Raw genomic sequence first — 18,389 nt, forward strand, 5'->3', positions numbered from 1 at the left:
GGTGTCTTTCCACTCTCGTTGGATACAGATCAAGTGAAAAGTGTACCCGCCAACCGGTCACACCCCGTGCTACCTACACGGTGATGTCCCCAGCCACGGCGCGAGCGCCGATGTCCCGACGGGTAAAGGAGCCGTCGAGGGAGATGGCGTCAGCGTTCTCGTAGGCCTGCGCCAGCGCGTCGGCCAGCGTGTCGGCGGCACCCATGGCACACAGGACGCGACCGCCGGCGGAGACGAGGCGGCCGGCGTCGTCGCGCGCGGTGCCGGCGTGCAGCACCGCCGTCGGCTCGCTCAGCCCCTCACCGGTGATGGCGTCGCCGGTGCGCGGGGCCGCCGGATAATTCTCGGCCGCCACCACGACGGTGGCCGCGTAGCCGTCTCGCCAGCGTAGCGGGGGCTGCTCCGCCAGGGTGCCGCGAGCGACGGCACCGAGCACCTCGCCGAGCGGTGACTCAAGCAGCATCAGCACCGCCTGGGTCTCGGGATCGCCGAAGCGGGCGTTGAACTCCACCACCTGCGGGCCCTCAGCCCCCCACGCGGCGCCGACATACAGCAGCCCCTGATAGGGGGTACCGCGGCGCACCATTTCGGCGGCGACGGGCTCCGCAATCTCGGCGACGATGCGCTCGACGCCGCCGGCGGGCAACCACGGCAGCGGGGTGTACGCGCCCATTCCGCCGGTGTTGGGGCCTTCGTCGTTGTCGTAGGCGCGCTTGTGGTCCTGCGCGGGCAGCAGCGGGACGACGGTGCCATGGTCAACCAGGCAGAAGAGCGACACCTCGGGGCCGTCGAGGAAGGACTCCAAGAGCACCGGGTTGCCGGCGGCGAGCACCGCCTCAGCGTGGGCTCGGGCGGCGTCACGGTCGGCGGTGACGACGACGCCCTTACCGCCGGCGAGACCGTCATCCTTGACCACGTACGTGGGCCCGAAGTTGTCCAGGGCGGCGTCGACGTCCTCGTCGCCGGGAAGCAGCTGCTGAGCGCGGGCCGTGGGAACGCCGGCGGCAGCCATGACCTCCTTGGCGAAGGCCTTGGAACCCTCCAGGGCGGCGGCCGCCTGGGAGGGGCCGAAGACGGCGAAGCCGGCGGCGCGCAACGCGTCGGACACGCCCGCTACCAGGGGAACCTCCGGGCCGATGACGACAAGCTCGGCGCCGATGTCCTTCGCCAGGGCCACGGTGTCTTCGGCGCTGGTGACGCTGAGCGGGTGGCAGGTAGCCAACTCTGCGATGCCGGCGTTGCCGGGGGCGGCGTGCACCTCGCTGACGGAGGGGTCGAGGCTGAGTCCATAAACCAAGGCGTGCTCGCGGCCGCCGGAGCCAATCACTAATGTGCGCATAATCCGAGAGTCTAAACCCGCGGCTAGGCTGTGGTCTATGAGTACCGTGTTCACCAAAATCATTAACGGCGAGCTGCCCGGTCGGTTCGTCTACCGCGACGACACGGTTGCGGCTTTCCTGTCTATCGAGCCGGTCCGTTACGGCCACACCCTCATCGTTCCCGTAGCCGAGGTGGACAAGTGGACGGAGATTCCGCAGCCCACCTTCAACGCGATGAACGAGGTCGCGCAGCTCGTCGGCCGCGCGATCATTGACGTCTTCGGCTCCGAGCGGGCGGGCTACCTCATCGCCGGCTTCGAGGTGCCCCACACGCACATCCATGTCTTCCCGGCCGATGACATGTCCGGCTACGACCTCTCCTCGGCCATGGCGGCCGACGCCACCGATCCGGCCGAGATGGACTCCGCCGCACAGCGCTTGCGGGAGGCCCTCGGGGTGGGCGAGGACGGCTACCCCGCCTAACGGCTGGCGTTCTGCGGATTGAGCAGGCGCGGCAGCCGAACGGTGAAGGTGGAACCTTCACCCTCCACGGAGGTGACCGTGATGTCGCCGCCGTGCTGCTCAACGAGCGCCCGCGTAATCGCCAGGCCCAGCCCGCTTCCGCCGCGAGAAGACTTCGACCGGGACCGGGAGGTGTCGGCGCGGTAGAAGCGCTCGAAGATGTGGTCGGCGACCTCGCGCGGCATGCCGACGCCGTCGTCGATGACGTCGACGTAAAGATCCCGGCCCTCCTGTCGCAGCCGCAGCGTGACCTTCGCGGCCTCCCCGGCGTGGCGTAGCGCGTTGGAGATGAGGTTGAGCAGAACCTGGTGCAGCCGGTCGGGGTCACCGTTGACCACCGGCATGTCCTCCGTGGTGTTGACCACGGACACCTCCCGGCCCGCGAACGCGGCCTGCGCCGTGGAACGGGCGCTGAGGGTGACTTCCAGGAGGTCGACCGGTCGGACGTCGAGCCGCTGGCCCTCTGCCCGAGTCAGCGCCAGGAGGTCTTCGACGAGCAGCTGCATGCGGGCGGATTCCTCATCGATCTTTGAGAGCACCTTGTCGATGTCATCCGTGGCGCCGGAACGGTACAGCTCCGTGTAGCCGCGGACGCTGGTCAGCGGGGTGCGTAGCTCGTGGGAGGCGTCGCCGATGAAGCGCCGCATCTGCGACTCTTTGGCCTGAGATTTGTTGATTTCCTCCTGCAGGCGCTCCAGCATCTTGTTCAACGCCGCCGCAAGCTGACCGATCTCGGTGTTCTTCGGCCAAGACGGCACCCGTCGGCTGAAGTTGCCGTCCGCGATCGCTGATGCCGTGAGCTGGACGTCTTCCATCGGCCGGATCGCTTTGCGCACCACCCAGCTGGCGGCGAAGCCCATCATGACCAGCGTCAGCAGGGAGATGGCAACCTGCACGGCGATGAGCCCGCTAATCATGAGCTGCTCGCCCTCAAGGGATTTGGCAACAACGGTGATGCCGCCGTCGGAGGCCGTGCCCATCGCCCGCCAGTGCACCTCCCGGGCCGAGCCGGGCAGGGAGCCGACCGTCGTCGGGGAGCCGTCGATGCGCACCGTCGACAGGTCCGGTCGCGTCTCGCCGGCGTTGACCCACGTCGCCCAGTTGTGCCGATCGACGATGAGCACCGAGAACTCGCTCGGCGGGCCCTTCGTGGCTTGCTGACGCGAGATGTCCGGGTCCTGCGTCCACCCTTCGAGGCTGGCGGACAGGTCGGAATCGACGCGTGAGATAATAATGCCCCGCATGACGGTGGTCACCGCCGCTGACGACAGTAAGAACCCCAGGCCGGCCAGCAGGATGATCGCCACCAGCAAGGTGGTGTGCAGGTTGAGGACGCGGCGCACCACCGGGCGCCGCTTCGTGGGCCCACCCACGCTACTTGCGCGGGGTGCGCAGGACGTAGCCGACGCCACGAACCGTCTGAATGAGCGGCACCTCGCCGGTATCGACCTTACGTCGCAGGTAGGAGATGTAGGACTCGACGACGTTGCCGTCGCCGCCGAAGTCGTAGTGCCACACGTTGTCGAGGATCTTGGCCTTGCTCACCACGACCTCGGCGTTGAGCATGAGGTAGCGCAGCAGGTTGAACTCGGTCGGGGACAGTTCGACGATCTCGCCGGCCTTGGTCACCTCGTGGGTCTCATCGTTGAGGGTGAGGTCCGCGTAGCGGATGGTGGCGTCGCCCTGCTCTTCGTCGGCGACGTGGCCGCGGCGTAGGATGACGCGCAGCCGGGTGATGACCTCCTCCAGGGAGAAGGGTTTGGTCACATAGTCGTCGGCCCCGATGGTCAGACCATGGATCCGGTCCTCCACCGCGTCCTTGGCGGTGAGGTACAGCACCGGCCCGTCGAGGCCGTCCTCGCGCAGCTTGGAGAGTAGTTCGAAACCATCCATGCCGGGCATCATGACGTCGAGGATGAACGCATCCGGGCGGGTTTGCCGGGCGAGGGCCAAGGCCTCATCGCCGGACTCGGCGGTCTCCACGTCGAAGCCTTGGAACTTTAGGCTGACGGAGATGAGATCGACGATGTTCGGTTCATCGTCGACGACAAGGACCTTGACGGGTTGGGTAGCTGTTTCTGACATACACCCTAGCTAACACCCGACACTGAACGTTTGCTGAATGTTAGCTGAATGGGTGGGGCGAATCTCGCTAGAAGAAACGATTCTTCGAGATCGCGGCCGCCGCCGGAATGTGGTTGAGGTTCGCCTGGGCCAGCTTCGCCATCCGCCCGATGCCACCGCCGAAGACGGTTTTCGCCGCGGAACGAGAGAAGCCCATCATCATCGACCAGGTGATGCTCGGCGGAATGGACAAGGCGTCCGGATCCGTAACGATGTCCACGAGCACCGGGCCGTCGTAGGCAAAGGCCTCCTTCAGTGCCTTTTCCAGGTCCGTGGGATCCTCCACACGAAGGGACTTGATCCCCATCGCCGCGGCAATGTCGGCGAAGTTGACGTGCTCGTGATCGGTCTCGAACTCCTGAAGGCCGGCGACCATCATCTCCAGCTTGACCATGCCCAGGGAAGAGTTGTTGAAGGCCATGATCTTCACCGGCAAATCATGCAGCTTCGCGGTGAGCAGCTCGCCGAGCAGCATTCCAAGGCCGCCGTCGCCGGAGAAGCTCACCACCTGCCGGCCGGGGTTCGCGGCCTGGGCGCCGATCGCTTGGGGCAGCGCGTTGGCCATCGTCCCGTGCTTGAAGGAGCCGATTTCCTGCCGCTTGCCATTCGGGGTGATATAGCGGGCACCCCACACGTTGCACATACCGGTATCGACGGTGAAGATGGCGTCCTCTGCCGCCAGTTCATCGATGAGGCTCGCCGCGTACTCCGGGTGGATCGGCGTGGCCTTCGCCGCCTTCTTCGTGTAGCTCTCCACCACGTTGGAGATCAACTGCGCGTGCTCGCGAAGCTGAGCGTCGAGGAAGGAGCGATCCTCCTTCTCCTCAACATGCGGCAAGATGTTGTCGATGACCGCCGCCACGTCGCCGACGACGGGGTACTTCACCGTGGTGCGCCGGCCGATGTGGGAGGCGTCGATGTCCACCTGGGCAACGTTGGCCGACGGCAGCCAGTCCACGTAGGGGAAGTCAGTGCCCAGGAGGATGAGCAGGTCAGCCTCGCGCATGGCGCTCGTGCAGGCGCCGTAGCCGAGCAGCCCGGACATGCCGACGTCGAAGGGGTTGTCATACTGAATGTGCATCTTGCCGCCGAAGGCGTGGCCGATGGGGGACTTAATCTTCTCCGCCAGGGCCAGGACCTGCTCGCGGGCGTCGCGCACGCCCTCGCCGCAGAAGAGCGTCACCGAGTTGGCTTCGTTAATCGCCTTGACCAGCTCCGCGGCCTCGGCCGGGTCCGGGAAGACGGTGGGCCGGCCGCACGCAATGACGGAGTCGACGAAGGTGGTGTCCTCCACCTCCTGCTCGGACACATCACCGGGGATGACGATGACGGATACGCCCTTGCCCGCCATGGTCGACTGGATAGCGTTGTGCAGCACGCGCGTGCCCTGGTAGGCCGAATTCGCCATCTCGACGTAGCCGGAGCACTCGTTGAACAGCAGCTCCGGGTGCGTTTCCTGGAAGAACTGCGAGCCGATCTGCGGGCTCGGGATGTGTGAAGCGATGGCCAGAACCTTCGCGCCGTTGCGGTGGGCGTCGTAGAGCCCCTGCACGAAGTGGGTGTTTCCCGGGCCGCAGGAACCAGCGCACACCGCGAGGTCGCCAGTGGTGAGAGAGTCCGCCTCCGCGGCGAAGGCCGCTGCTTCCTCGTTGCGGACGTGGATCCATTCGATGGACGACGTGCGCACCGCCTCCGAGACCGGGTTGAGGGAGTCCCCCACCAGGCCGTAGATGCGCTTCACGCCCTGCACTTCCAGGGTTTCGATGAGTTGTTGGGCAAAGTTTTTGGCCACGATATACCACTTTCCGCTCTGTGAAGAGCCGAAGGATGCTAGTGCTTTCGTGGCCCACCATACGCCTTTGTAGACGCATCATCCATGGGCTGGGGGCAGCCGAGCTGGAGACGAGACTTGAACTCGCAACCTACGGTTTACAAGACCGTTGCGCTACCGATTGCGCCACTCCAGCACCGCCCACTGATCGCGGGCTTCCGAAAGTTTAACCCAGGCGCACACGCGCTGGAAAAACACCGGGCGTACTAGTGTTGCCGAGGTGGGAATCTTCTCGAAGCTGAACAGTATCCTGCCCGGCGAGGGAACGCTGTCCACCGTCGACGCGGCACGAGCTGCCCCTCCCCCGTCACCACTGGCGCCGGTCAATCTCCAGGACCAGGCCGAAGTCGCCGGGGTCATGATGATCGCCGCCCGCATCGGCGACATTTTGTTGTCCTCCGGCTCCGGCAACCAGGACGCCCGCGCCCAGATCCACGCGGTCACCGCCGCGTATGGGTTGTGGTACTGCCACATCGCCATCACCATGAACACCATCACGCTGTCCACGTCGGTGGGCACGAAGCCGAAGGTTCCCGTGTCGGTGTTTCGGGTATCGCGGCAGATGCGCACAGACTTCTCGAAGCTGCACGAGGTGGACCGGCTTATCCGCTCCATCCAGGCGGGCGCCACGAGCCCCGCTGTGGCCGAGGCGGTCCTCGACGAGCTGGAAGCCCGTCCCCGGGAAGTGCGGTTCAAGCAGGCGATATGGGGATGGTCGGCGCTCGGCGGCTTCGCAGCCATCCTGCTAGGCGGCGGCTGGTTCGTGGCGCTTATCGCCTTCGTGACGTCCTTCGTCATTGTGGGCACCAACGAGGTCCTCGATCGTCAGGGGCTCCCGGGTTTCTTCCAGCAGGTCTTTGGCGGCATCATCGCCACGCTGCCGACGGCGATCATCTATCACATCGCCCAAAACTTCGGCGTCCAAATCCGGCCGAGCCTCATTATCGCTTCGTGCATCATCGTCCTCGTCGCCGGGCTATCGCTGGTCCAATCGCTCCAGGACGCCATGACTGGCGCGGCGGTCACCGGCTCGGCGCGTTTCTTCGATACCTTGCTCATGACCACGGGCATCGTCGCTGGCGTCGCGGTGGGGATGCAGCTGGCCGGGGTCCTCGGGATCGACCTGCCGCCCATCGAAGCGACGTCCCCGCCCAACTTCAACGAGGCGGTTCTCCTCGTCGCCGCGTCGGGCGTGGCCTGCGCAGGGTTCGCCTACGGTTCTTACGGCGAGCGCTCGGCGATCTCGGTGTCGGCGGCGTCGGGGGTGCTGGGGGCGTCGGTGTTCCACCTCATCGTCTACCCCCTCGGCGTGGGCACGGTGGCGGCGTCGGGCGCGTCGGCCCTTGTCATCGGGCTCGTCGGCGGCTTGCTGGCTCGACGCTTCCTCGTCCCCCCGCTCATCACCGCCGTCGCCGGCATCACCCCACTGCTTCCCGGTGTGATGTTGTACCGCTCCATGTACGCACTCTTGTCCGAACAGACCCTGGTGGGCTTTACGAACCTCTTCCTCGCGCTGGCCATCGGCGGGTCTCTGGCCGCCGGCGTCGTGCTCGGTGAGTGGCTGGCGCGGCGGATTCGCCGCCCGCAGAGCTTCCGGCCCTACGACGCCTTACGCCGGGCTCGCCGTATCTCCCTGCGCAGGCGCCGTCCGGGTAGCGTAGAATGAATTGTCCTCATGCTTTGAGAACCGAAAGAGGAGATGCCCGTGCCGCCCAAGGTTCATGACACCCGCCCTAGCGCCGAAGAGATTGAGGCCGTCGAGGCCGAGACCGCGCTCAACGCCCGCCGGATCGTTGCTACCTATGCGGAGGATTTCTTCGACGGTGTGACGCTCATGTGCATGCTCGGCGTCGAGCCCGAGGGCCTGGTGCACCGGAAGGTGGCCGAGGAAGTCGAGCAGGAGCAGCCGCCGAAGAAGGCCACCAAGAAGGCCACGAAGAAGGCTGCCAAGAAGGCTACAAAGGCCACGAAGAAGTCGACCAAGAAGACGACGAAGAAGGCTGCCAAGAAGGCCACGAAGAAGTCGACGAAGAAGACCACCAAGAAAACCGCCAAGAAGGCTTAACCGGGGTGCGCCGCGTTCGTTTCGTCGCCGTCGCTGCCGCCGGCGTACTCCTTTCCGGGTGTGCCGGCCCGGAACCCGGGCTCGTCGGGCCTCAGTTCAGCGTGACGGACCTGTACCTCCAACCGGGCCAACCGTCGAGCCTGCCGCCAGCGTCCGCCGGCACCGTCACTCTCTCCTTTGGGGATGCGAGCCTGACCGGCACCACCGGCTGTGCTCCCCTGCAGGGGGTGACGACGCTCGACGGCGACCGCCTCCACATCGACGCCCTCACGGCCGATCCCGACGGGCAGTGCGATCCGGGGCAACGCCGCATCCACGACGTCGTCGTGAAGATGCTCGCCCCCGGCACCGATTTCCGGGTGTCCAACCGAGGCCCTGGCGAGTTCGTGCTTACTAGCAACGACGGCGCCCTCGACGCCCCGTCGATGCGCTTAGTCAGGATGTAGCCGGCGCGGCCACCGTCGCCCCCGGCACGAAGGTGGTGGGCAAGAGAAGCCGGCGCGGTCCGTCCTCGGGGTGGCGGATGAGCTCGTCGAGCATTCGACCCGCCGCTGCCCCCTTTGCCCGCATCGGCTGATCGACGGTGGTCAAGCCGCGGGCGTAGGCCAGTTCGACGCCGTCGAAACCGGTCACCGAGAGCTGCTCCGGCACCGCCAGCCCCCGGGAGCGGGCGAACTCCAGCACTCCGAAGGCCATGGAGTCGGTGGTGCACAGCACCGCGGTCAGATCGGGGTGTCCGGTGAGCAGCTCCCGGGCGGCGTCGACGGCGGAAACGTGGTCATTGTGATGGCGTACTACCACCGGAACATCCACGATGCCCGCGGCGGCGAACACGTCCAGCGCGCCAAGGATGCGGCTGCGCTGCACGTGGAGGTCCGCGGACTCCACCGTGGCTCGGTCGACGACGCCATCATGGCGCTGCCGCGTCAGCCGCTTGGCGATGATGCCCACGCGCCGATGGCCGGCATCGACCAGTGCCTGGGCTGCCGGGGCGACGGCCGCCCGGTCATCGATTCCCACGAAAGGCAGGTCTGCCACGCCGTAGGGCTGGTCACACACCACCAAAGGCAGGCCGGTTGACCGGGCGGCGCTGAGGTGAGGATCGTCGGCAGCGATGGAGTACACCACAAATCCGTCGACCACGGTCGACGTGAGGTCTGGCCCCTCCGGAACCAAGGTCAACGAATTCTTCGTGGCGTAGCTCGACTCCGCCAATCCGGCGAGGAACTCCACGGAAGCGAGGTCCTCGAAGGCATAGGACAATCGCTCGGTAAGCAGCACTCCGACGGCGCCGACGCGGCGGGTGCGCAGCGACCGCGCCGTGGGATCCGGGCCTGGGTACCCACGGGCTGCGGCTGCGGCGAGGATCCGCTCCCGGGTGGCTGCCGATAGCTGCTCCGGGTGGTTGTACGCATTGGACACGGTGGTGCGGGACACGCCGAGGTCAGCCGCGAGGGAAGCCAGCGTCCCCCGCGGCCGCGGGGAGGGGCGTTTATCAGCAGGCATTGTCCCGATAATCCTAGAGACACTGCCTGCTAAAGACCAGTTTCCATTTAGTTTTCATGTTGACATCGGTTTTCTTGAATCTACTCTGGGGACCATGAATTCCTCGAGATTCCGCCGTGCTCTCGCCGCCGGCACTGGCGCCGCCCTGGCCGCCGCAAGCCTTGTCTCTTGCACCAATGATTCCGCCTCTACCTCCGCTAGTTCCTCGACCAGCGACGCCCCCGCCGCCGAGGCCCTTTCCGTGGTGACCTCCACCTCCGTGTGGTCCGACGTTGCCGACGCCGTGCTGGGCGACGACGCCTCCATCACCGCAATCATCGAAGATAACGGCATTGATCCCCACAGCTTTGAGCCCTCCGCAGCGGACCTTGCGCGCGGCATGGACGCCGACCTCGTCGTCGTCGGTGGCGGCGGATACGAGGCCTGGCTCTACGAGCCGATCATCGATCGTCAGGGCGACGAGAAGATCGTTCACGCGCTGCCGCTCATTAGCCACGCCGAGGCCCACGCCGGCCACGACCACGACCATGCTCATGCCCACGAAGCCGAGGGCCACGACGAGCACGATCACGCCCACGAAGCCGAGGGCCACGCAGCCGAGGGCCACGACGAGCACGATCACGCCCACGAGGCCGAAGCCCATGACGAACACGCCCATGAGCACGAGGGTGAGGCCCACGAAGCCGAGGCCCACGACGAGCACGCCCACGCGCACGAAGGCCACGAGCATGGCGACGTGCACTCCGTCGACGGCAACGAGCATATTTGGTACGACGTTGACGCGGTGACCGTCGTCGCCGAGGAGATCGTCGAGCACGCCAAGGAAGCCGGCGCCGAGGCCGACGCCACGGCCGTCATCGATGAGATGAACGAGCTGCGCGAGCGCCTGGGGGCCCTGGGCGATGCCAAGGTTGCGCAGACCGAGACCATTGCCGACTACATCATTGACGATTCCGCCCTCACGGACATTACCCCGGAGAGCTACCGCCAGGCCGCGCTGAACCACTCCGACCCGGCCGCCGGTGACGTCGCCGCGTTCCTCGACGTCATCAACTCCGGTGAGGTGGACGTGTTGCTGTACAACCCGCAGACCGCCACCGACCTCACCAAGCGGATCCGCTCCGCCGCTGAGGCGAAGGGCGTCGCCATCGTTGAGATCGGCGAGATCCCGCCGGCCGACGTCGACTTCCTGGATTACTTCCACCAGGTCGTCGACGACCTTGAGGCCGCCGTATCCGCGGTGAAGTAACGCCGGTGCTGGTTTCTTTTCGTGATGCGGCCGTTGACCCGCTGTGGTCCGGCCTCAACTTAGACATCGACCGCGGTGAGTTCCTCGCGGTGCTAGGCCCCAACGGGGTCGGTAAGTCCACACTGCTGGGCACCATCCTGGGCACCCGGGAGCTGACGCGGGGGTCGGTGAGCGTCGATGCGCGCGTCGGGTTCATCCCCCAGCAGCGCATGTTTGAGCGTTCGACTCCGCTGCGCGCCCGTGATCTGGTTTCCCTCGCCGTGGCCCACGGCGTCCTTCGACGCCGCCGGCCTCGCCGCGGGGAGGTCGACGAGCTGTTAGCCGCGGTGGGTGCCGAGGGCATCGCCGACATGGCCGTCGGGCGGCTCTCCGGCGGCCAGCAGCAGCTGGTTCGCCAGGCGCAGGCCCTGGCCAACAACCCGGATCTGTTGCTCGCCGACGAGCCTCTACTCTCCTTGGATGTTGCCCGCCAGCGGGACACCATCGAGCGCCTCGAACGTCGGCGCGCGGAGCTGGGCACGTCGGTGATTGTGGTGACCCACGACATTAATCCGATGCTGCATGTTATCGACCGGGTGGTGTATCTGGCGCCGCGCGGCCACATCGTTGGCGGCGTTGAGGACGTGATGCGCTCAGAGGTTCTCAGCGAGCTCTATAACACGCCGGTCGAGGTCGTCCGCGTCGGAGAAAGGCTCATGGTGGTGTAGGTGGATATCGCGTCCTACTGGGCTGATACCCAGATTTTGCTCGCTTACCCCTTCGTCCAGCAGGCACTTATCGCCTCCGGGCTGTTGGGCCTGCTATCCGGGGTGATGACCCCGCTCATTGTGGTTCGCCGCATGTCCTTCTCCGTTCACGCCACTAGTGAGCTAGCCCTCATGGGTGGGGCGGCGGCGCTGCTGTTCGGGCTCAACCTGGGCCTCGGCGCGGTGGCCGGCGCCATTGCGGCGGCGATCGTGCTGGCGGTGTTGGGTTTCCGTGGACATCAAGACTCCTCCATCGGGGTGGTGATGAGCTTCGGGCTTGGCCTGGCGGTGTTGTTCATCTATCTCTACCCGGGCAACTCCTCGGCGGCGATGAGCCTGCTCACCGGCCAGATCGTGGGCGTGTCGAGCGCGTCGACGTGGCTGCTGCTGGCCACCACCGCCGTGGTGGTCGGCGCCGTGGTCGTGTTGTGGCGCCCGCTGCTGTTCGCGTCCGCCGACCCGGACATGGCCCAGGCCGCTGGCGTACCCACCCGGTTGTTGTCGGTGGTCTTCGCCATCCTGGTCGGCTTGGCGTCGGCGCAGTCCGTCCAGATCGTCGGCTCTCTGTTGGTGATGGCTCTGCTCATCACCCCGGGCGCGGCGGCGACGTTGGTGACGAAATCGCCGACGTCGGCGGCCTTGTTGTCGATCCTGTTCGCGGAAGTATCCGCTGTCGGAGGTCTGCTGGCCTCCTTGGCGCCGGGGTTGCCGGTCAGCGTGTTCGTCACCACCATCTCCTTCGTCATTTACCTGCTGTGCCGGACGGTGGCGGGGGTGCGCGACCGCACCATTAACCGCGATGAGGTGGCGGCGTCTCGCTATGGCAGCTCCGGTACCGATCCGCACCACGAGGTCATCGAGCGCTAGACTTCCCCCGTGATGTACCGCGCGCACCGCTTCCGCCTCGACGATCAGGACCGACCCCGCAGATACCTGCTGATCGAGCCCGCGCCGCAGGCGGAACCGCAGCGCCGGCCCATCGTGTTGTTCTTTCACGGGTCGCAGCAGTCGGCGAACGTGGCGCGCGCGTTTACCGGCCATACCTTCGACGCCCTAGCCAGCCGAGGGGCGCTGGTGGTCTACCTCGACGGGATTCATCACCACTTCAACGATGCCCGGCGGGACCTGGATGAGACCACGCGGCATCAGCGGATTGACGATGTCGGCTTCGCCCGGCGCGTCGTCGATCAGCTAATCGCCGAAAACGACGGTGACCCGGAGCGCGTTTACGCCTGCGGGTTCTCCAACGGCGGCCACCTCATCTTCCGGATGCTGCTAGAGGCACCGGGTTTCCTGGCTGGTGCCGCGGTGTTCGGCGCAACGCTTCCCACCGAGGACAACCTCGTGCACGAGCTGCGTGGGCTTCGCCCGGCGCCCACGCCGTTGTTGCTCATCCACGGCCGGCAGGACCCTATCTCCCCGATCGACGGCGGCGAGGTGGGTTTCGCCGGGCGTCGGCGAGGCCTGGTGCGTTCCGCGCTGCACACCGCCGAGTTCTTCGCCGCGGCGAACGGGCTCGACGCCGCTGATCACTCGGCGTGGACGGACGGGGTGGTCGGCGTCGACGAATGGGCGACGCCCGGCCGCCCGCCGGTGGTGCTGTGGTCCGTGGCGGGAATGGGGCACGTGGTCGCCTCCCCGCAGGAGCAAGACGCCCGCCTGGGCGGGCAGACTGACCAGTTCGTCGCCGCCGACGTGGCGGGCGACTTTTTCGGGCTTTAGCTTCGGGCTTTAGCGAGCCGCGGCGCGACGCTGCCGAGCAAATTCGGACAGGACCACGCCGGCGGCGACGGAAGCGTTGAGGGACTCCACCCAGTCAGCCATGGGAACGCTCATGATGACGTCGCAGTTCTCGCGCACGAGCCGGGAGATGCCCTTGCCCTCCGAGCCGACGACGATGACCACCGGATCGACGCCGCCGACGTAGGTATCGAGGGTGTGCTCCCCGCCGGCGTCGAGTCCGACGATCTGGTAGCCGGCATCCTTGAACTCGTTGAGCGTGCGCGTCAGGTTCTTCGCCCGGGCCACCGGCAGGCGGGCGGCGGTGCCGGCGGAGGTGCGCCACGCCACGGCCGTCACGGACGCGGAGCGACGCTCGGGGATGATGACGCCGTTGCCGCCGAAGGCGGCCGTCGAGCGGATGACCGCGCCGAGGTTACGAGGATCGGTGATGTTGTCGAGGATGACGAACATGCCCGGCTCGGCGCCGGTGGCCGCCTCGCCGATGAGGTCGAAGACGTCGGCGTAGTCATACGGCGGGATTTCCAGGCCGATGCCCTGGTGAAGCTGGTTGCCACTGATGCGGTCGAGTTCGAGGCGGGGGACCTCGCGGGTGACGATGCCCCGGGCCTTGGCGATGGCGACGGCCTCGCTGAGGCGATCGTCATGGCCGGTGCCCTGGGCGACGACGAGCGACAGCGCCGGGACCTTGGCCCGCAGGCATTCGATGACCGGGTTACGCCCGACGACGAATTCGTTTCCTACCCGCTCGTGCCGGCCGGATTCGCGCCGCTGCCGCTCCAGTTTGCGCTGGTGTGCCGCGTGGTACGTGCGGTCCTCGGCCTTCGGGGTGGGGCCTTTGCCGCGCAGGCCGCGTCGACGCTGGCCGCCCGAGCCCTTCGTGGCGCCCTTCTTGTTGGACTTGCGAACGCCGCGGCGGTCATGGTTGGGGTTCTTAGCCATGGTGCTTTCTACTTACTTGAGGGACCACTGGGGGCCGTCGGGAGTATCGGTGACCTCGACGCCGGCGGCGGCGAGTCGATCGCGCACGGCGTCGGCCGTGGCAAAGTCTTTATTCTTTCGTGCCTCGGCCCTCGTGTCCAACTCGGCACGCACCAGGGCGTCGAGGGCGTCCTGCGCGGTGGAGCCGCCCGACGATGCCTCCTGCCACGACATCGGGTCGATGCCCAACACCGACGTCATGGCCCGCACCGATCCGGCCAGCTCCCGGGCGGTGTCCACGTCCTTGGCTGCCAACGCGGAGTTGCCTTCGCGCACCGCCCTGTGGATCTCCGCCAGGGCCCGCGGCACCGCCAGGTCCTCGTTCATCGCGGCAGTGAAGGCCTCGGGAAGGTCGCCGACGGCAACCGCCTCCCCGCCGGCGCGGTGGACGAAGTCCTCGATACGCCGGTAACCGGCGGCCGCCTCGGTGAGGGCGGCCTCAGAGTACTCCAGCACGCTCCGGTAGTGCGCCGACCCCAGGTAGTAACGCAACTCCACGGGTCGCACCAATTCCAGCATGTTCGGCACGCTGAGGACGTTGCCCAGAGACTTGCTCATCTTCTCGCCGGCCATGGTCACCCAGTGGTTGTGCATCCAATATCGAGCGAAGCCATCGCCGGCCGCGTGCGCCTGCGCGATCTCGTTTTCGTGGTGCGGGAATTGCAGGTCAAGGCCGCCGCAGTGGATATCGAAGGACTCCCCCAGGTACCAGGTAGCCATGGCGGAGCATTCGAGGTGCCAGCCGGGCCGGCCGTCGCCCCACGGGGTGGGCCAGTGCGGTTCGCCGGGTTTGGCAGCCTTCCACAGCGCGAAGTCGTGCGCACCGCGCTTGCCGACCACGTCGCTTTCGCCCTGCTCCATCTCGGCGACGTTATTGCCGGAGAGCGAGCCATAGTCGGAGCCTTCTGAGCGCGTCCACGCGTCGACGTCGAAGTACACCGAGCCCTCGGCGGCGTAGGCAAAGCCGGCATCGATGAGGCGGCGCATGTAGTCGACCATCTGGGTGACGTGGCCGGTCGCGCGCGGCTCGACGCTGGGCGGCAGGACGCCGAGCGTGTCATACGCCTTGGTGAACTCCCGTTCGTAGGTGGAGACCCACTCCCACCACGGCCGGCCATTGTCCGCGGCCTTACGCAGGATCTTGTCATCGATGTCGGTGACGTTGCGCACGAAGGCGACGTCGAGCCCCTGGGCGGTGAGCCAGCGGCGGAGGATGTCGAAAGCCACCCCGCTGCGCAGGTGACCGATGTGCGGTTGGGCCTGCGGGGTGGCACCGCACAGGTACACCGAGGCATGCCCGGGGCGCAGCGGCTCGAAGTCTCTTAAGGTCCTGGTTGCGGTGTCGAAAATACGCAGAGTCACAGTCAGTTAGTCTACGTGCTCTCCTAGGACGACTGGCTGATGACGTCGCGCAACGGAGCGTAGTGAGACCGGATGGCCGCCCGGAACCGGGTGCGGTCCTCAGCGCGCAGCGCGTCGATAATCTCCTGGTGGGCGGATACAGTGCGATCGCGGTTCTCGACGGCGACGACCTCCATCTCCAGCAGCGGCATCACTTCCGCGTGCACCTGCCAGAACGCCTGGCTGAGCTCTTTGATGAGAGTGTTGTCGACCCCAGAGAGCAGCAGCTGGTGAAAGCGCTGGTCCTCGTCCGTGAAGGGTCGTCCTTGAGCGACCTGAGACCGCATCTGGTCGACGATATCTTCCAGCTCAGACAGCGTCGCAGCGTCGACGGCGCCCGTGAGCTCAGCGGCTAGGGAGAGGTCGAGGGCCTCGCGGGCGTCGACGACGTGGCCCAAAAAGGCCAGCGACTCCCGGGCCGCCAGGACGGTCCGGAAGACGAGGCCATTGACGAGCGGCTGCAGTGACATGTCGGACACGTAGGTGCCATGCCCATGGCGGACGACGACGATGTCCAGGGCCGAGAGGATCCGCACCGCCTCACGCACCGAGGAGCGTGAGTATCCCAGTTTGTCGCACAACTCCGCCTCAGTGGGCAAGGCATCGCCCGGGCGGAGATGAGCGTCGCGAATGTACGCTTTGATCGCGTCCACGGCGGCGCCCGTGACGGTCTGGGAGCGGCGGGGAGCGGTCATGTCAGGGAAACCTCCTTGCCGCGGTGGTAGACGGCAGCGATTTGATTGTTCGGATGTAATGCAACGATATCAGCCCGGGCTCCGGGCACGAGGTCCCCGCCGAGCAGGGAATCGGAGACCTTCGCGAAGACCTCAGTGGCGTTGGTGGCGGTGAAACGAACGGCCGCCACCTCCCCGTGGCGGGCGGCGAAACGCAGGTACTGGTCGTAGAGCGTGGAGGTACCGCCGGCGATGGCACCGCCCTCGGTCAGCCGCGCCACGCCCTCGGCCACGGTGACCTCCAGCGGCCCGAGACGGTAGGCGCCGTCGGGCAAGCCGGCCGCTTCCATGGAGTCGGTCACGGCAAAGGAGTGCTCGGGGGCGGAGGCGACGACGAAGTCGACGGTCTCATCGGCCAGGTGGACGCCGTCGGCCACCAGCTCGGCCGCGGCGGTGCCGTCGGCGGCGGCGTTAATCATGGCGGCGGCGATGCCCGGGTCACGGTGGTGGATCTGCGGCATGGCGTTGAACAGGTGGGTGGCGGTCACCACGGCGCCGGATTCGCGGGCGGCGGCCAGGGCGGCGTGGGTGGTGGGCGCATCCGCGTCGGAGTGGCCGTAGGAGGCGATGACGCGGTAGCGCGCACACAGTTCGAGCAGCTCCGGCAGGTGGGCGGTCTCCGGGGCGAGGGTGATGGACTTCACCCGGCCGCCGGCCGCCTCGAGGATGCGTGCGAACATCTCGGGGTCGCCTTCCTGGATGCGGCTCGGTGCCTGGGCGCCGCAGCGACAGGGGTTGATGAAGGGGCCCTCCAGGTGGATGCCGTCGATGGTGCCATCGTCAACCAGCGGTGCCAGACGCTCAACCTGGGCGGTGATCTCCTCCTCGGTGGCTGAGACGAGGCTGGCCACCAGGGTGGTGGTTCCGCGGGAGAGGTGGTAGGCGGCGGCCTTGCGGCAGTCCTCGGTGCTGCCGGTGGGGAAGGCGCCACCGAAGCCGCCGTGGTTGTGGATGTCAACGAAGCCGGGCACGAAGGTGGGGGCACCCGGCTCGGGGGTGGAATCGAGGGCCTCGACGGATTCGATGGTTTCTCCGTTGAGGGTTAGCCGGCCATGCTCAATGACGCCTGTGGCGGTCACGATACGGCCTTCGAGGGTGGTGGTACTGTGCGGCTCGGTCACCGGGTGCTCCTTAGCTCACGGGTTGATATCGGCTCAATCAACCACTCCAGGACGTATGATGTCTTATATGCACGATGTTACTCTTGCCCTGGACGTCGGGGGCACGAAAATCGCCTACGGTCTCGTGGCCGACACCAATCCGCGCGAGGCTATCGCCGTTGACTCCCTGCCGTCGCAGCCCGCTGGCGGCGCCATCCTCGACCAAATCGCCACCGCCGTTCGCCGTGGCCTGGCTAACGCCGAGGAGGCAGGGCTGACCGTGGTTCGCGTCGGCGCTGGCCTGCCCGGCGTCGTCCGCGCCCCCCTCGGGGAGATCGTTCACAACGGTCCCACCATCCCCGGATGGAGCGGCAGCGACGTGCGCGGCACCATCACCGACCAACTCCCCCAGCCACTGCCCATCGCCATTCACAATGACGTGCGTGTGTGGGCCTACGGCGAGCACCGCCTCGGCGCCGGCCAGCGCCTCAAGGGCCGGGTCCTCTACATCTCGCTCGGCACCGGCGTCGGTGGCGCCATCATCGACGACGGTGTGCTGCTCGACGGCCCCACCGGCTCCGCCGGCGAGGTCTCCGAGATCGTCTGCGCGGACCTGCGTGGCATCGCTGACCGGGCCGAAAACATCGCCAGCGGGAACTCGCTGGCCCGCTACTACAACCGCCTCCACGAGGTCCCGCGCGAGCAGTGGCTCTCGCTCGGTCGCCTGGAGTGGAGCGACCCGCGCCCCGGCGACAAGCGGCTGCCGGAGGTCATCGACGATCCCCTGACCCGCGAAATCATCGACGGCAACCTGCGCGGCCTGGGCCGCAGCATTGGCGCTTTGTCCTCCGCGCTGGACCTGTCCGGGGTGGTCCTCGGCGGCGGCGTGGTCGGCATCGGTGAGCTGGTCACCGCGCCGCTCGTCGCCGGCATCCGGGAGGCGTGCCTGGTCCCGCAGCGCGACATGCCCATCGTCCCCAGTTCCGAACTCGCCCATTCCCCGCTGCTCGGCGCCGCCGCTTTGGCGCGCGACCTGGCAGTGACCATCCCCTCCACGTCGAACTAGGAGTA

18 protein-coding genes and 1 tRNA gene are annotated in these 18,389 nt (G+C 67.0%); 9 read left to right on the plus strand and 10 right to left on the minus strand.

Annotation, left to right across the window (positions count from 1 at the left end; genetic code table 11):
• Window positions 1–73: 73 nt before the first annotated feature.
• The gene (gene purD, locus CUTER_RS09130; RefSeq protein ID WP_047260155.1) at window positions 74–1,339 is read right to left on the minus strand and encodes a phosphoribosylamine--glycine ligase; all 1,266 of its coding nucleotides are present in this window, start codon (window positions 1,337–1,339) and stop codon (window positions 74–76) included.
• Window positions 1,340–1,376: 37 nt separating this feature from the next.
• On the opposite strand from purD, the gene CUTER_RS09135 reads away from it, so the two are divergent.
• Complete coding sequence (locus tag CUTER_RS09135; RefSeq protein ID WP_047260156.1) at window positions 1,377–1,802, plus strand: HIT family protein; 426 nt, start codon at window positions 1,377–1,379, stop codon at window positions 1,800–1,802.
• On the opposite strand, the gene CUTER_RS09140 is transcribed toward CUTER_RS09135, so the two are convergent.
• From CUTER_RS09140 to CUTER_RS09155, 4 genes are all read right to left on the minus strand, one after another.
• Window positions 1,799–3,214 carry a sensor histidine kinase gene (locus tag CUTER_RS09140; protein WP_047260157.1) on the minus strand — a complete coding sequence of 472 codons (1,416 nt, stop codon included), beginning with the start codon at window positions 3,212–3,214 and terminating at the stop codon, window positions 1,799–1,801. The genes CUTER_RS09135 and CUTER_RS09140 overlap by 4 nt on opposite strands.
• 1 nt (window position 3,215) lies before the next feature.
• The gene (locus CUTER_RS09145) at window positions 3,216–3,926 is read right to left on the minus strand and encodes a response regulator transcription factor (RefSeq protein ID WP_047260158.1); all 711 of its coding nucleotides are present in this window, start codon (window positions 3,924–3,926) and stop codon (window positions 3,216–3,218) included.
• 67 nt (window positions 3,927–3,993) lie between these two features.
• Window positions 3,994–5,757, minus strand: coding sequence for a pyruvate dehydrogenase (locus CUTER_RS09150; RefSeq protein WP_047260159.1), 1,764 nt, complete (start codon window positions 5,755–5,757; stop codon window positions 3,994–3,996).
• 102 nt (window positions 5,758–5,859) lie between these two features.
• Window positions 5,860–5,932 (minus strand) — tRNA-Thr (locus CUTER_RS09155).
• 84 nt (window positions 5,933–6,016) lie between these two features.
• Between CUTER_RS09155 and thrE the strand changes: the two genes are divergently transcribed.
• From thrE to CUTER_RS11125, 3 genes are read left to right on the plus strand one after another with little or no spacing between them, the layout of a single operon-like run.
• On the plus strand, window positions 6,017–7,462 hold the full coding sequence (gene thrE / locus CUTER_RS09160; RefSeq protein WP_047260160.1) for a threonine/serine exporter ThrE: 1,446 nt from the start codon (window positions 6,017–6,019) through the stop codon (window positions 7,460–7,462).
• Between the two features lie 39 nt (window positions 7,463–7,501).
• Window positions 7,502–7,861 carry a hypothetical protein gene (locus CUTER_RS09165; RefSeq protein ID WP_047260161.1) on the plus strand — a complete coding sequence of 120 codons (360 nt, stop codon included), beginning with the start codon at window positions 7,502–7,504 and terminating at the stop codon, window positions 7,859–7,861.
• 5 nt (window positions 7,862–7,866) lie between these two features.
• The gene (locus CUTER_RS11125; RefSeq protein WP_052844101.1) at window positions 7,867–8,307 is read left to right on the plus strand and encodes an META domain-containing protein; all 441 of its coding nucleotides are present in this window, start codon (window positions 7,867–7,869) and stop codon (window positions 8,305–8,307) included.
• On the opposite strand, the gene CUTER_RS09175 is transcribed toward CUTER_RS11125, so the two are convergent.
• Window positions 8,297–9,367, minus strand: coding sequence for a LacI family DNA-binding transcriptional regulator (locus CUTER_RS09175; protein WP_047260162.1), 1,071 nt, complete (start codon window positions 9,365–9,367; stop codon window positions 8,297–8,299). The genes CUTER_RS11125 and CUTER_RS09175 overlap by 11 nt on opposite strands.
• 94 nt (window positions 9,368–9,461) lie before the next feature.
• Here CUTER_RS09175 and CUTER_RS09180 point away from each other — a divergent pair, with 94 nt between their 5' ends.
• Genes CUTER_RS09180 through CUTER_RS09195 form a run of 4 tightly spaced genes read left to right on the plus strand, consistent with a single transcriptional unit; the run spans window position 9,462 to window position 13,084 of the window.
• Complete coding sequence (locus tag CUTER_RS09180) at window positions 9,462–10,616, plus strand: metal ABC transporter solute-binding protein, Zn/Mn family (RefSeq protein WP_047260163.1); 1,155 nt, start codon at window positions 9,462–9,464, stop codon at window positions 10,614–10,616.
• Window positions 10,617–10,621: 5 nt separating this feature from the next.
• The gene (locus tag CUTER_RS09185) at window positions 10,622–11,323 is read left to right on the plus strand and encodes a metal ABC transporter ATP-binding protein (RefSeq protein ID WP_047260164.1); all 702 of its coding nucleotides are present in this window, start codon (window positions 10,622–10,624) and stop codon (window positions 11,321–11,323) included.
• A gap of 6 nt (window positions 11,324–11,329) precedes the next feature.
• Window positions 11,330–12,229: a metal ABC transporter permease gene (locus CUTER_RS09190; RefSeq protein ID WP_047260746.1), complete on the plus strand. Its 900-nt coding sequence runs from the start codon at window positions 11,330–11,332 to the stop codon at window positions 12,227–12,229.
• 12 nt (window positions 12,230–12,241) lie between these two features.
• Window positions 12,242–13,084: an alpha/beta hydrolase family esterase gene (locus CUTER_RS09195; protein ID WP_047260165.1), complete on the plus strand. Its 843-nt coding sequence runs from the start codon at window positions 12,242–12,244 to the stop codon at window positions 13,082–13,084.
• A 9-nt stretch (window positions 13,085–13,093) separates the two neighbouring features.
• Here CUTER_RS09195 and rlmB read toward each other — a convergent pair whose 3' ends face one another.
• Genes rlmB through CUTER_RS09215 form a run of 4 tightly spaced genes read right to left on the minus strand, consistent with a single transcriptional unit; the run spans window position 13,094 to window position 17,339 of the window.
• On the minus strand, window positions 13,094–14,044 hold the full coding sequence (gene rlmB, locus CUTER_RS09200) for a 23S rRNA (guanosine(2251)-2'-O)-methyltransferase RlmB (protein ID WP_047260166.1): 951 nt from the start codon (window positions 14,042–14,044) through the stop codon (window positions 13,094–13,096).
• 12 nt (window positions 14,045–14,056) lie between these two features.
• A complete protein-coding gene (gene cysS, locus CUTER_RS09205; protein WP_047260167.1) occupies window positions 14,057–15,445 on the minus strand; it encodes a cysteine--tRNA ligase in 1,389 nt (462 codons plus the stop codon).
• A 23-nt stretch (window positions 15,446–15,468) separates the two neighbouring features.
• A complete protein-coding gene (locus CUTER_RS09210; protein WP_047260168.1) occupies window positions 15,469–16,179 on the minus strand; it encodes a FadR/GntR family transcriptional regulator in 711 nt (236 codons plus the stop codon).
• Window positions 16,176–17,339 carry an N-acetylglucosamine-6-phosphate deacetylase gene (locus CUTER_RS09215; protein WP_047260169.1) on the minus strand — a complete coding sequence of 388 codons (1,164 nt, stop codon included), beginning with the start codon at window positions 17,337–17,339 and terminating at the stop codon, window positions 16,176–16,178. The genes CUTER_RS09210 and CUTER_RS09215 overlap by 4 nt, the downstream gene beginning before the upstream one ends.
• A gap of 67 nt (window positions 17,340–17,406) precedes the next feature.
• Between CUTER_RS09215 and CUTER_RS09220 the strand changes: the two genes are divergently transcribed.
• On the plus strand, window positions 17,407–18,384 hold the full coding sequence (locus CUTER_RS09220; protein WP_047260170.1) for an ROK family protein: 978 nt from the start codon (window positions 17,407–17,409) through the stop codon (window positions 18,382–18,384).
• The last annotated feature ends 5 nt before the right edge of the window (window positions 18,385–18,389 follow it).

It is taken from the genome of Corynebacterium uterequi, from assembly GCF_001021065.1.
GTDB classification, from domain to species: domain Bacteria; phylum Actinomycetota; class Actinomycetes; order Mycobacteriales; family Mycobacteriaceae; genus Corynebacterium; species Corynebacterium uterequi.

Excerpts from the sequence above, each read along its gene's own strand:
- rlmB (WP_047260166.1), bottom strand. The coding sequence starts at position 14,044 with ATGGCTAAGAACCCCAACCATGACCGCCGCGGCGTTCGCAAGTCCAAC.
- CUTER_RS09220 (WP_047260170.1), top strand. The coding sequence starts at position 17,407 with ATGCACGATGTTACTCTTGCCCTGGACGTCGGGGGCACGAAAATCGCC.
- purD (WP_047260155.1), bottom strand. The coding sequence starts at position 1,339 with ATGCGCACATTAGTGATTGGCTCCGGCGGCCGCGAGCACGCCTTGGTT.
- CUTER_RS09210 (WP_047260168.1), bottom strand. The coding sequence starts at position 16,179 with ATGACCGCTCCCCGCCGCTCCCAGACCGTCACGGGCGCCGCCGTGGAC.
- CUTER_RS09145 (WP_047260158.1), bottom strand. The coding sequence starts at position 3,926 with ATGTCAGAAACAGCTACCCAACCCGTCAAGGTCCTTGTCGTCGACGAT.
- CUTER_RS09180 (WP_047260163.1), top strand. The coding sequence starts at position 9,462 with ATGAATTCCTCGAGATTCCGCCGTGCTCTCGCCGCCGGCACTGGCGCC.
- CUTER_RS09175 (WP_047260162.1), bottom strand. The coding sequence starts at position 9,367 with ATGCCTGCTGATAAACGCCCCTCCCCGCGGCCGCGGGGGACGCTGGCT.
- CUTER_RS09135 (WP_047260156.1), top strand. The coding sequence starts at position 1,377 with ATGAGTACCGTGTTCACCAAAATCATTAACGGCGAGCTGCCCGGTCGG.
- CUTER_RS09195 (WP_047260165.1), top strand. The coding sequence starts at position 12,242 with ATGTACCGCGCGCACCGCTTCCGCCTCGACGATCAGGACCGACCCCGC.